This window comes from Micromonospora sp. WMMD1219 (assembly GCF_049315215.1).
In the GTDB taxonomy this organism is placed as follows: Bacteria; Actinomycetota; Actinomycetes; order Mycobacteriales; family Micromonosporaceae; genus Micromonospora; species Micromonospora tulbaghiae.
The window spans coordinates 5,871,078-5,883,254 of record NZ_CP186057.1; the positions used below are offsets into that span (position 1 = coordinate 5,871,078).

Here is a 12,177-nt window from a genome sequence, read left to right on the forward strand (position 1 = left end):
ACCGGCTGGTACGACTGGTGTCGGCGACGGCGCGTACCGAGGGGACCGGATGGCGAGTGGGCTGCGAGGACATCTGCTGCGGCCACGTGAGGCCTCCCGCCGGGCGTCGTTCCTGGAGCTCTTCTTCGACCTGGCGTTCCTTCTCGCGCTGAACCGGCTGTCCCTGACGCTGGAGCACGACCTCAGCCTCGGCGGGGCGTTCCGGACCGCCCTGCTGCTGGCACCGATCTGGTGGGTGTGGTTCGTGACCGCGTGGTCGACGGACTGGTTCGACCCGCGCTCCCCGGTGATCGTCGCGCTGCTGATCTGGGTGATGTTCGGCGGCCTGCTGATGGCGGCCTCGGCACCCACCGCGTACACCGGACACGCGCTCGTGTTCGCCGGCGCGTACGTGGCGATCCACCTCGGCCGGCCCGCCCTCCTGCTGCCGGCGCTGCGCGGGCATCCGCTGCGGCTGCGGAGCCTGCGGGTGGCGATCTGGTTCGCGGTCTCCGGGGTGCTCTGGGTGGCCGGCGCGCTCGCCGGTCCGGCGCAGGTGGCGCTCTGGACCGCGGCGGTCGTGCTGGATCTGGTGCTGGCCCGGCTGCGCTGGCCGACGCCCGGGCTGGGCCGCGCCACGTGGAGCGACCTCCAGATCGTCGGCGAGCACCTGGCCGAGCGCTACCAGCAGATCTACATCATCGCGCTGGGTGAGCTGATCCTGTCCGCCGGCATCGTCTACAGCGCCACCGGCTTCGACAGCTACCGGACGCTGGCGTTCGCGCTGGTGTTCGTCAACGCGGTCAGCATCGGCGCGCTCTACCTGGTGCCGGGCGGCATGCGGCTCGGTACGGCGATCGACGCGCTGGGGCCGGCCGGGAGCCGGCTGGGCCTGCTGGCCGGCTACCTGCACCTGGTGATGGTGGCGGGCGTGGTGGCCGCCGCCGTCGGCGCGAAGGTGATGATCGCCGAGCCGCTGTCCCGCGACCCGGCCGCTTTCCTGGTGACGCTCAGCGGCCCGGCGCTGTTCCTGATCGGCTGGATCCTGCTCGCGGCGGCCGTCCATCACCGGGTGTCCTGGCACCGGCCGGCCGGGCTGGTGGCGCTGGTGGCACTGGGACTGCTGGCCCACCGGCTGCCGCTGCTGGCCGGCTCCGCGCTGATGGCCGCGCTGCTGATCGCCATCGTGCTCGTGGAGACCGCCACCCTCCGGCGGACGGGCCGGCCGCGTTAACGCTGCGAATCGATTGACAGTCAGCTATGTGAACGCCAGGCTAGAGGGCGTTGTTAGCGTTAACTCGGCCGACATCTCCCCCGCAGAGAAAGGCCCCCTCGTGCCCCTGACCCGACGCGCGTTCACAGTCGGCGCCCTGTCCGCCGCCGCCGCCGCATCCGGCGCGCTCAGCCTGCCCCGCGGCGCACTCGCCCCGCCGAACACCGCCTACGCGATGGCGTACTTCACCGAGACGCCGAACGGCGTCGGCGCCGACTACGGCCTGCACCTGGCCGTCAGCCGGGACGGCCTGAACTGGACCCCGCTGAACCAGAACAATCCCGTGGTCACCCCGACCGCCGGGCAGCTCGGCCTGCGCGACCCGTTCGTGCTGCGCAGGACCGACGGGACGTTCGTGGTGCTGGCCACCGACCTCAAAGGCACCAACTGGGGGCTGACCAGCCAGTACCTGCACGTGTGGGACTCGGCCGACCTGACCGCGTTCACCGGCTACCGGCGCATCCGGATGCACACGCTCGACACCCACACGTGGGCGCCGACCGCGTTCTGGGACGCCGCCCGCGGCCAGTACGCGATCGTCTACTCCGCCAACAACGGCCGGGACGTGCTGTTCGTCAACTACACGAGCGACTTCCGCACCGTCAGCGCCCCGCAGGTCTACTTCAGCCCGGGCTTCGGCGTGCTCGACGGCGACGTGGTCGTCGACGGCGGCACCACGTACCTCTACTACAAGAACCTCGACGACGGCTACCTGTACGGCGCCCGGTCCGTCACCGGCGCGCCGAACAGCTTCACCACGTACACCAGCGGCCTGCGGCAGGGAAACGCGATCGAGGCACCGCTGCTGCTGCGCACCAACGAGGACGGCTGGCGGCTGTGGGGCGACTCGTTCAGCCCGGTCAACAACGACTACTACGCCTGGTCCACGACCACCATCTCGGGCAACTCGTGGACGCCGCTGAACCAGCGCGACTACACCCCGCCGCTGAACTCCAAGCACGGCTCGATGATCGGCATCAGCGACGCCGAGTACGCCGGCATGGTCAACCGCTGGGGCACGCCGAACTGGGTCCGGCTCAAGTCGTCGAACCTCCCCGACCGCTACGTCCGGCACGCCGACCGGATCGCCCGCGTCGACGCGTACCCGTTCGACCCCTACCAGGACCAGATGTGGCGCATGGTCCCCGGCCTGGCCGACTCCGCCGGCGTCTCGTTCGAGTCGGTCAACTATCCCGGCAACTACCTGCGGCACTACGACTACGCGGTCCGGCTCGACCCGAACGACGGCACCGCCACGTTCCGTGCCGACGCCACGTTCCACCGCACCGCCGGCCTGGCGGACGGCACCTGGTCGTCGTTCCGCTCGCACAACTTCCCCACCCGCTACCTGCGGCACTACGACTACCGGCTGCGCATCGACCCGCTCGGCGCCGGATCCCCCGCGATCGACCGCCAGGACGCCACGTTCCGGGTCACCGCGTAACCGTTCGCCACCACCACTGTCCCCCACCGTCCCCCGCCACGGAGGCCGACATGCCCGCTCCCCTGGTGAACCGCCGCTTCGTCCTGCGCACCACCGCTGCCACAGCCGTCGCGGCCACCGCCGGCGCCGCCGCCGGGTCCGTCGCCGCAGGCGGTACGGCACACGCCGCGCTGCCACCGGCCCGCCCCGACATCGGCGTGTCCGCGTACGCGTTCGACCCGGGCCAGGTACGGCTGACCGCCGGCCGCTGGCAGGACAACCAGAACCGTACGGTCGCCTACCTGCGCTTCGTCGACGTGAACCGGCTGCTCTACAACTTCCGGGCCAACCACCGCCTGTCCACCGGCGGCGCCGCCGCCAACGGCGGCTGGGACGCGCCGAACTTCCCGTTCCGCACCCACATGCAGGGGCACTTCCTGACCGCCTGGGCACAGGCGTGGGCGGTGCTCGGCGACACCACCTGCCGGGACAAGGCGCTCACCATGGTCGCCGAGCTGGCCCGCTGCCAGGCCAACAACGGCGCGGCCGGGTTCAGCGCCGGATACCTGTCCGGCTTCCCCGAGTCCGACTTCACCGCGCTGGAGGCCCGGACGCTGAGCAACGGCAACGTCCCCTACTACTGCATCCACAAGACGCTCGCCGGGCTGCTGGACGTGTGGCGGCTGATCGGCAGCACCCAGGCCCGGGACGTGCTGCTGGCGCTGGCCGGCTGGGTCGACCAGCGCACCGGCCGGCTCACCTCGGCCCAGATGCAGGCCATGCTCGGCACCGAGTTCGGCGGCATGAACGCGGTGCTGACCGACCTCTACCAGCAGACCGGTGACGGGCGGTGGCTCACCGTCGCGCAGCGGTTCGACCACGCCGCCGTGTTCAACCCGCTCGCCGCGAACTCCGACCAGCTCAACGGGCTGCACGCCAACACGCAGGTGCCCAAGTGGATCGGCGCGGCCCGGGAGTACAAGGCGACAGGCGTCACCCGCTACCGGGACATCGCCGCGAACGCGTGGGCCATCACCGTCGGCGCCCACACGTACGCCATCGGCGGCAACAGCCAGGCCGAGCACTTCCGCGCCCCGAACGCGATCGCCGGCTACCTGCGCAACGACACCTGCGAGGCGTGCAACACGTACAACATGCTCAAGCTGACCCGGGAGCTGTGGCAGCTCGACCCGGACCGGGTCGCGTACGCCGACTTCTACGAGCGCGCGCTGCTCAACCACATGATCGGCCAGCAGAACCCGGCCGACGCGCACGGCCACGTCACCTACTTCACCCCGCTGAACCCGGGCGGGCGGCGCGGTGTCGGCCCGGCGTGGGGCGGCGGCACCTGGAGCACCGACTACAACTCCTTCTGGTGCTGCCAGGGCACCGGGCTGGAGACCAACACGACGCTCGCGGACGCGATCTACTTCCACAACGGCACCACGCTGACGGTCAACCTGTTCGTCCCCTCGGTGCTGACCTGGAGTCAGCGCGGCATCACCGTCACGCAGGCCACCTCGTACCCGGTCGGCGACACGACGACGCTCACCGTCACCGGTTCGGTGGGCGGCTCGTGGACGATGCGGATCCGGATCCCGGCGTGGACCAGCGGGGCGTCCGTCAGCGTCAACGGCGTCGCGGCGGGCATCGCCACCACGCCGGGCAGCTACGCCGTGCTGACCCGCGCCTGGACCTCCGGCGACACGGTCACGGTCCGGCTGCCGATGCGGGTCGCCACGGTGGCCGCCAACGACGACGCCGCGGTGCAGGCCGTCACGTACGGGCCGGTGGTGCTCTCCGGCAACTACGGCAACACCACGTTGAGCGCCCTGCCGACGCTGGACCCCGCCTCGGTGACCCGTACCGGCGCCGGCAGCCTCGCGTTCACCGCGCGGGCGGACGGCGCCACCGTGAACCTCGGCCCGTTCTACGACGCCCACGGGCACAACTACACGGTCTACTGGCGGGTCGGCGCGGGCGCCGGCGGCGGGGAGGCCAGCTTCCGGCTCGCCAACGCGGCGAGCGGCCTCGTGCTCGGCATCCAGAACATGTCCACCGCCGACGGCGGGCTCGCGCTGCAGTGGGGCGACACCGGCACCCCCGACCACGACTGGCAGCTCGTCGTCGACGGGTCGGCGCTGCGGCTGCGCAACGTCAACAGCGGCAAGGTGCTGGGGGTGGAGAACATGTCCACCGCCGACGGCGCCCGCATCCTGCAGTGGGCGGACAACGGCACCGCCGACCACCTGTGGACGGTTGTCGACGTCGGCGACGGCAGCCACAAGCTGCGCAACGTGCACACCGGCAAGCTGCTCGGCATCTCCGGCGGCTCGACCGCCCAGGGCGCGTTCGCCGTGCAGGACCCGGACAACGGGAGCCTGGACAACCAGTGGCGGTTCCTGCCCAACGGAGCGCGGCGGATCCAGAACCTCGGCAGCGGGCTGGTGCTCGGCGTACAGAACATGTCCACCGCCGACGGCGGGCTGGTCATCCAGTGGGGCGACACCGGCACCGCCGACCACCTCTGGACCGCGCTCGTGGACACCGGTGGCTACCTGCGGCTGCGCAACGGCAACAGCGGCAAGGTGCTGGGCGTCGAGGGCGGGTCGAGCGCGGCCGGCGCCCGGATCGTCCAGTGGGCCGACAACGGCACCGCCGACCACAGGTGGCGGCTGCGGCACGGCGGAGGCGGCTGGTTCCGGATCCAGTGCGCGAACGGGGGCCGGGTGCTCGGGCTCAGCGGCGGCTCCGGCGCCCAGGGCGCGCAGGCGGTCCTCGCCGACGACACCGGGGCCGCGCACCAGCGCTGGCGGTTCCTGTAGATCAGGCGGTGACGGTGGGAGCGGTCCGGCCGCTCCCACCGTCACCGGGGCATTCCCCGGGGTCAGGGTGTCAGGGCGTCCCCGGCGGGCGTCCAGGTCGACTCGTCCCGCACGTCGTCGGCGACGGTGATCCCCTCGGCGATCCGCAGCAGCTCGGCCTGGGGCAGCCGGCCGCCGACGCCCTCGGAGCTGACCTGGACCACGACACTGCCGTCGGCGCTCCAGACGTTGCAGAACCCGCCTCTGCGGGCCGCACCCGGATAGCACCTCGTCGCGCCGGGCTCCGGTGACTGGTTGGAGCTGGTGCTCGGCGTGACGAAGATGTGGAACCCGTCCCTGATCCCGCCCTCGACCGAGTCGAACGGCGCGGTCAGGCCCGAGGTGCGCAGGGGCGGCCTGGTGTACGTCGCGCCGCCGTAGTCACCGGCGCGGGCGGTGGCGATGCCGCTCAGGCCGGGCAGGGCGTGCGTGCCCACCTGGAGCGGCACGTAACCCCGCGGCAGGTAGCCCACCGTGAACGGCAGCGGAGCCGGCGTCGGCCCGGCCGGCTTCAGGCCCGTGACCAGGCCACTCAGGTCGCGGAAGCTCGGCGTCGCTTCGTCGCCGGAGATCGCCGTGACGACTGCCCAGGCGTTTTTCGCGTATTGCCAGGCGAACAGCTTGTTGCCCCTTTCCGGCGGCTGGCTCGGGTCGAGGGCGTACGGCAGCGTCGCCTGCACCGCCCTGCGTCCGGCCACCATGACGTTCCGCCCGCCCTTGATCGCGGCCGGGGCGAAGGCGCCGGGCCGGTAGACGGTCAGGTAGGCCCAGAGGCTCGGCTTCGCCCCGGCGGCCGTCGTCTCCTGCTGCATCGACTCGGCCTCGTCCGCGGTGAGGGGCCTGTCGTTCGAGGTGTGCCGGTCGGAGTAGACGGGGGCGATCTGGTACGCGGTCGACACGACGATCGGGTCCTGCACGTGCAGCGTGCCGGCGTCGTACCCGGTGAAGGTGAAGGTGAACGGCGAGGCGTCCGGCCAGGGGCTGACGCCCGGACGCGGCGCCTCGGACAGCGTCGAGGAGGTGCGCCTCGCGTCCAGGACCGGCACCGTGATCGCGGAGGCGACCGCCACCGCGACGAGGCTCGCCGCGCCGGCTGTCGCGAACCGGTTCCGGCGGCGCCGCTCGGCGCGCCGCCCGGCCGCGACGATGTCGTCGACGGTACGGCCCATCGGCGGCTCGTCGCCGGTCACGGCGTCCACCAGTTCACGCAACTGCATTCGTCCACTCCTCCATCGGCCTGCCGGTGAGATTGAGGTGTTCGCCGCCGAGTGACTCGCGCAGCTTCGCCAGCCCACGGGAGACCTGGCTCTTGGCCGTGCCGACCGTGCAGTCGAGCACGGCGGCCGTGTCCTCCAGGCTCAGGTCCAGGTAGTGCCGGAGCACCACAGCGGCCCGCTGCCCCGCCGGGACGGATTCGAGCGCCGCCCACAGGCGCATCCGCTCGTCCGTCACCGCCGCCGTGTCCCGTACCGCGGCGTCCGGCACGGCGTCGCCGGCCGACCGCTCGCGCCGCCAGGGCCGGCGGGTCTCGTCGATCGCAGCCCGGTAGACCATGGTCTTGACGTAGAGATCGGGCCGCTCCAGCTTCCGCCAGCGTGGATAGAGCTTGACCAGCGCGTTGGCCACGGCGTCCTCCGCGGCGTGCCAGTCGCCGCAGGTCATGTACGCCAGCTTGCGCAGGGACGCCATCTGTGACGTCACGAACTCGCGGAACGCTTGTTCGTCTTCGGCTTTCAATCGACTGCCTCCTCGTGACGGAGGTAGAACGGCTGCGCCCGCCCGCGAAGTTGCACGGACCGCGGACCAATTTCGCCGCGCGTCCGGAGACCTCGGTCAGTACCGTCCCGGTGGCGGCACCGGCCACGAACGGATCATGGTCGCCACCAGCGCCGGATGGTCTGTCGCCCCGCGCATGTCCACCGCGCGGCGGCAGCAGATCGTCACGCCGCTCGACGCCACGATCTGCTGCCGGGCGCCGTCGTCGATCCGCCGGTAGCCGGCCGGCACGCAGGAGCGCACGTCCGGCGTGCCACCGGCACGGAGGTTGAGGTCACCGCCGACGACGGCCGGCGCGCTCCCGGCGTCGCCCCGGACGTCCGGCACCACCGCGCCGAGCAGATGTCCGCACTGGGCCAGCGCGACCTGGGCGCTGGTGTTCGCCAGGTGCGTGGTGCAGGCGTGGAGTCCGGCGGCCCGGACGCACAGCCAGACCCGTTCCTCCGGGTCGGCGAGGTCCTGCGCCGGGTAGGTCCCCCGGTGCACCGAGGGCCGGGCGTCACGGTCGTCGAGGCGGGTCAGCAGCCCGATCCCGTACGGCTCGCCGTTGTTGCACCGGGTGGGACCGCGGGAGGGGCGGTCACCGGCGGCCTGGAACGCGGACACCACCGTCCCACCGGCACGGGCGGCCCGCAGCGTCCGCTCCAGCGTCACCAGGTCGTCGCGGCAGATCTCGTTGAGCGTGACCACGTCGGGCGTCTCGGCGGCGATCACGTCGGCGGCCTGGCGGACGGCCCGGCCGGTGTAGCAGCCGGCCCGGCCGCTGTTGCACAGGTTCATCTGGAGCACCCGCAGCGTTCCCGTGCCGCCGGCGCCGGCGCCCGACGACCCGGCGGGCAGCCCGGCCACGACGAGCAGGCACACCGCGGCCAGCACCCGGCGGACACGCCGGGCGGGGTGGGTGGCCGGCTGCGCTGACAGCGGGGCTCCAACGGGTACGGGCGGCGGCGGGCGCCGGTGATCCTATCGCCGCAGCGCTCCCGTCGCCGCCTACCTCGGTACGGCCCGGAACCACGCCTCCCGGTCGTCCGGGTCGGGCCCGCGCCGGGGCAGCCTCGGCGGTTCCTCGCCGCTGACCGGCGCGTAGTGGTCGAAGGTGGTGGTCAGGACCGCCTCGCCGCCGGTGAGGTCGGGCAGGGCGGCGACGACCCGCGGCACCCGCGCGGACGGCAGGGTGCCGCTCACCTCCAGGTATCCGCCCGCGACGGCGGTGTCGTGGACGACCGCTCCGAGCCGGCCGAGCAGCGCCAGCACCGTCTCCACCGTGTGCCGGGGAAGGTTGACGTCGAACCGCTCGATCGGCTGGCACACCCGCGTACCGGCCTGCCGCAGCGCGGCGGCGACCACGACCGGGGCGAGGTTGCGGAAGTCCGCCGCCACCGTCGAGATCGACTTGTCGAACTTCTGGTGCGGCCGGCTCTGCCGGGGCCAGTACCGGGAGGCCGTCATGGTGACGGTGCAGTCGGTGACCGGCCAGCCGTGCCGGCCCTGCCGCAGCGCGGCCCGTACGCCCTCCTCGGTGGCGGCGACGAAGGCCGGTGGCAGCCGTCCCGGCTCGATCCCGGGACGGAACTCGATGCCGTGCCCGGTCGGCGCGGCCTCGATGCGCAACCCCAGCCCGGCCAGGTACGGGTTGCCGCGCTCCCGTACCCGCTCCTCGGCGGCGCCGGTGCCGGCGACCCGTTCGATGCAGGCGGTGAGCGTGCCGGAGAACCGCACCCGGACGCCGTACCGGTCCTCCATCAGGGCTGCGAGGACCTCCTTCTGGACCTCGCCGTGCAGGCGGATCACCGCCTCGGCCTGCTGCTCGTCGAGGCGCAGGTCCACGAGCGGGTCCTCGTCGGCCAGTTCGGCCAGTCCGGCGAACATCGCCAGGCGCTGCTCCGGTTCGACCGGTTCGACGACCGCCTGCCGGGTCGGCGGCGGGAACCGGTAGGCGTGCCGCCGCGGCGGGTCGCCGATGTGCTGGCCGATCCGGGCCGACACCCCGCGTACCGCAGCGATCTGGCCGCCAGAGACCGACGGGCGCACCTGCACGCCGGTGGGCTCGATGACGGCGATCTCGGTCACCGGCTCCGGACGGCCGCCGGGCAGCCGCACCCGGTCCCGCACCCGCAGCCGCCCGGACCACAGCCGCAGCCAGACGCGCCGGCCGTGCCCGTCCCGGTCGACGGCGAAGACGGTGCCCGCCGGCGGGCCGTCCCGCGTCTCGCCGTGCGGCAGCAGGTCGGCCAGGACGTCGCACAACTGGCGTACCCCGGCGCCGGTGATCGCCGAACCGCACACCGCGGGGACCAGCTCGGCGCGGCGGACGGCGCGGCGGAGCGCCCGCCGGACGTCGCGGACGCGCACCGGCCGGTCGGTCAGCCAGCGCGCCGCCACCGCGTCGTCGACCTCGGCCACCTCCGCCACCACGGGTTCGGCGTCGAGGTCCACGGCCTGCACCCGGGCCTCGCGGCGGCCCTGGCCGGTGACCGTGCCGAGAAGCACCGGCCGCGCTCCGAGCCGGTGCCGCACCTGGGCCGTCACCCGGTCCACGTCGGCGCCGCCACGGTCGACCTTGTTGAAGAAGAACACGGTCGGTACGCCGATGCGGCGCAGCGCCCGCCAGATCGCGACGGTCTGCGGCTGGACGCCCTCCACGCTGGACACCACGAGCACGGCGGCGTCGAGGACGGCCAGGGACCGCTCGACCTCCGCGATGAAGTCGGGGTGGCCGGGGGTGTCGAGCAGGTTGATGCTCAGGTCGCCGATGGTGATCGACGTGACGGCCGCGCGGATGGTGATGCCGCGGCGGCGTTCCAGGTCCATCGAGTCGGTCCGGGTCGTGCCGGCGTCGACGCTGCCCGGCTCGGACACGGCGCCCGCCTCGTAGAGCAGGCGTTCGGTCAGGCTGGTCTTTCCGGCGTCAACATGCGCGACGATTCCGAGGTTCAACAGGGCCAAGGCGGAGCTCCACGGTAGGACGGGCAAGGGTCCGAAGCGTGGAAGCTGCTCGCATCGTCTCTCCTGGTGATCGTCGTCGTGGCGGCGCTCGCCGCCGGTGTGCAGTCCTACCCTGCCCGCCCGCCGCGATCGCCACCACCGAATTCGGTCCGGCTCAGCGCACGGGCGCGGCCGTATTCGGCCAGGGCGTGAAAGGCGGCCTTGGGCGTCCACGAGCCGTCCGGCAGCACGCGCACGATCCCCCGTGACGCCAGGTCGTAGTCGTGCCCGGGGTCGCCGGTGGTCGGCAGGTGCCGGTTCGCGAACGTGTACACGAACGCCGCCTCCGCCCCGCCGGCCTCGTAGTCGCGCAGCAGGTCGACGAGGTAGCGTGCCTGGCCGTCCTCGTCGCGCTCCAGCTCCGCGGTGAGCTTCGCCGCACGGCCGTGCTCGTCGTAGGCCACCGGCTCCGTCGCGCCCGCGACATCGGCCGCGCCGCGGAACGTGCAGCAGCCGAACTCGGTCGCCGCGTACGGCTTGCCCTGCCCCACGGCCGCCGCCAGGGACTGCGGGAACACCGCGGAGTTGGTCGCGTCGCGGTAGCCGGCGTCGCTGGCGACGATGTCGAAGGCCGTCCAGTCGACGTCTTCGAGCGGGATCGAGGCGTACCCGACGGGGCCGCCGAAGCGCTCCCGCACCGCGGGTACCGCTTCCGCGAGGAAGTCGCGCATCGCGGCCCGCGCGGCCGGGACCGCCTCCCGCATCCGCATCGGGTCGGTGAACACCGCCATGCGCTCGGTCAGGTCACGGCCGGGCAGGAAGCCGTCGGTGAACAGGGAGATCTCGGAACCGGTGAGGTAGACGACCGGGGCGCCGTCACGCCGCAGCCGCTCGGCCCGCTCGGCGCCGTCGAGCAGGAACGCCAGGAGACCGTCGCGGTCCAGGCCGTTGGTGAACGGGCAGTACCACACCTCGAGCCCCGCCTCGGCCGCCATCCGCGCGGTCAGCTCCAGCCGGTCCTGCACGCCGCCGGTGACGCGGATCGCGTCGCAACGCAGCTCGTCGCGGATGACACGCAGGTCGCTGCGCACGACGTCGGGGTCGAACGGCTCGTGGGTGGTGGATCCGGCGCTGACGAAGCCGGTGTCGTAGTTCATGCCGAAGACGCGCATCGAGAACTCCAGTCTCAGGGTACGCGCCGTACCCTATAAGGTACGCCGCGTACCCTGCAAGGCATGAGCAGGAGGCGACGGGGCGAGGAACTGGAACAGGCGATCCTGCGGGCCGCGGCGGAGGAACTGCGCGAGTCCGGATACGCGGGGATGACGATGGACCGGGTCGCCGCCCGCGCCGGGACCAACAAGAACGCCATCTACCGCCGGTGGCCGCACCGGGCGGCGCTGGGCGTCGCGGCGTACCGCCACCTGTCCGACGCGGCCATGCCGGACCCGGACACGGGCACGCTGCGGGGCGACGCGCTCGAGATGCTCCGGCTGGCGAACGAGACGTGGTCGTCCCCGCACGGGGCCGTCCTGCGCGGCCTGCTCGCCGCCGCCGCCGACGACCCGGAACTGCTCACGCTCATGCGCGAACGGTCCGGCGCCGACACCATGGACCGCGCCTGGATCGGGATGCTGGAACGGGCCGCGGCCCGGGGCGAGGCGCCGGCGGCGGCCGTCCGTCACCGGGTGGCAACGGTACCGATGATGCTGCTGCGCGCCGAGTACGCCATGCGCGGCGTCCCCTCCGTCCCCGACGAGGTGCTGGTCGAGATCGTGGACGAGGTGTTCCTGCCCCTGGTACGCGGGCACGGCTGACGCCACCGTTCACCGGCGGGCCGGGCCCACCAGACCCGCGACGCCACGGCGGCGGCGATCAAGGTCAGCAGAACCCACTCCCCGATACCCAGTTCCCGGCCGCCTCTCGACCATGACCAA

At 72.9% G+C, this 12,177-nt stretch carries 9 protein-coding genes; 4 read left to right on the forward strand and 5 right to left on the reverse strand.

From position 1 onward, the window contains the following. Positions 1-49: 49 nt before the first annotated feature. From ACN27C_RS27465 to ACN27C_RS27475, 3 genes are all read left to right on the forward strand, one after another. Positions 50-1,213, forward strand: coding sequence for a low temperature requirement protein A (locus ACN27C_RS27465; protein WP_422749085.1), 1,164 nt, complete (start codon positions 50-52; stop codon positions 1,211-1,213). 100 nt (positions 1,214-1,313) lie between these two features. Next, positions 1,314-2,696, forward strand: coding sequence for a glycoside hydrolase family 43 protein (locus tag ACN27C_RS27470; protein WP_422749087.1), 1,383 nt, complete (start codon positions 1,314-1,316; stop codon positions 2,694-2,696). A 50-nt stretch (positions 2,697-2,746) separates the two neighbouring features. Further along, positions 2,747-5,500 carry a beta-L-arabinofuranosidase domain-containing protein gene (locus tag ACN27C_RS27475; protein WP_422749089.1) on the forward strand — a complete coding sequence of 918 codons (2,754 nt, stop codon included), beginning with the start codon at positions 2,747-2,749 and terminating at the stop codon, positions 5,498-5,500. A 62-nt stretch (positions 5,501-5,562) separates the two neighbouring features. Here ACN27C_RS27475 and ACN27C_RS27480 read toward each other — a convergent pair whose 3' ends face one another. The 5 genes from ACN27C_RS27480 to ACN27C_RS27500 form a co-directional block, all read right to left on the reverse strand. Then, entirely contained in the window at positions 5,563-6,756 is a 1,194-nt protein-coding gene (locus tag ACN27C_RS27480; protein ID WP_422749091.1) for a hypothetical protein, read from the reverse strand. Next, a complete protein-coding gene (locus ACN27C_RS27485) occupies positions 6,743-7,276 on the reverse strand; it encodes a SigE family RNA polymerase sigma factor (protein WP_120570384.1) in 534 nt (177 codons plus the stop codon). The genes ACN27C_RS27480 and ACN27C_RS27485 overlap by 14 nt, the downstream gene beginning before the upstream one ends. Before the next feature lie 96 nt (positions 7,277-7,372). Continuing rightward, on the reverse strand, positions 7,373-8,191 hold the full coding sequence (locus ACN27C_RS27490) for an endonuclease/exonuclease/phosphatase family protein (RefSeq protein WP_393155742.1): 819 nt from the start codon (positions 8,189-8,191) through the stop codon (positions 7,373-7,375). 114 nt (positions 8,192-8,305) lie between these two features. Beyond that, on the reverse strand, positions 8,306-10,261 hold the full coding sequence (locus ACN27C_RS27495; RefSeq protein WP_422749094.1) for a GTP-binding protein: 1,956 nt from the start codon (positions 10,259-10,261) through the stop codon (positions 8,306-8,308). Between the two features lie 107 nt (positions 10,262-10,368). Beyond that, a complete protein-coding gene (locus tag ACN27C_RS27500) occupies positions 10,369-11,412 on the reverse strand; it encodes a hypothetical protein (RefSeq protein ID WP_422749096.1) in 1,044 nt (347 codons plus the stop codon). Positions 11,413-11,475: 63 nt separating this feature from the next. Between ACN27C_RS27500 and ACN27C_RS27505 the strand changes: the two genes are divergently transcribed. After that, positions 11,476-12,057 (forward strand): TetR/AcrR family transcriptional regulator, encoded by a 582-nt coding sequence (locus ACN27C_RS27505; RefSeq protein WP_422749098.1) that lies wholly within the window; start codon positions 11,476-11,478, stop codon positions 12,055-12,057. Positions 12,058-12,177: the final 120 nt, after the last annotated feature.

Excerpts from the sequence above, each read along its gene's own strand:
- ACN27C_RS27475 (WP_422749089.1), top strand. The coding sequence starts at position 2,747 with ATGCCCGCTCCCCTGGTGAACCGCCGCTTCGTCCTGCGCACCACCGCT.
- ACN27C_RS27480 (WP_422749091.1), bottom strand. The coding sequence starts at position 6,756 with ATGCAGTTGCGTGAACTGGTGGACGCCGTGACCGGCGACGAGCCGCCG.
- ACN27C_RS27465 (WP_422749085.1), top strand. The coding sequence starts at position 50 with ATGGCGAGTGGGCTGCGAGGACATCTGCTGCGGCCACGTGAGGCCTCC.
- ACN27C_RS27505 (WP_422749098.1), top strand. The coding sequence starts at position 11,476 with ATGAGCAGGAGGCGACGGGGCGAGGAACTGGAACAGGCGATCCTGCGG.
- ACN27C_RS27500 (WP_422749096.1), bottom strand. The coding sequence starts at position 11,412 with ATGCGCGTCTTCGGCATGAACTACGACACCGGCTTCGTCAGCGCCGGA.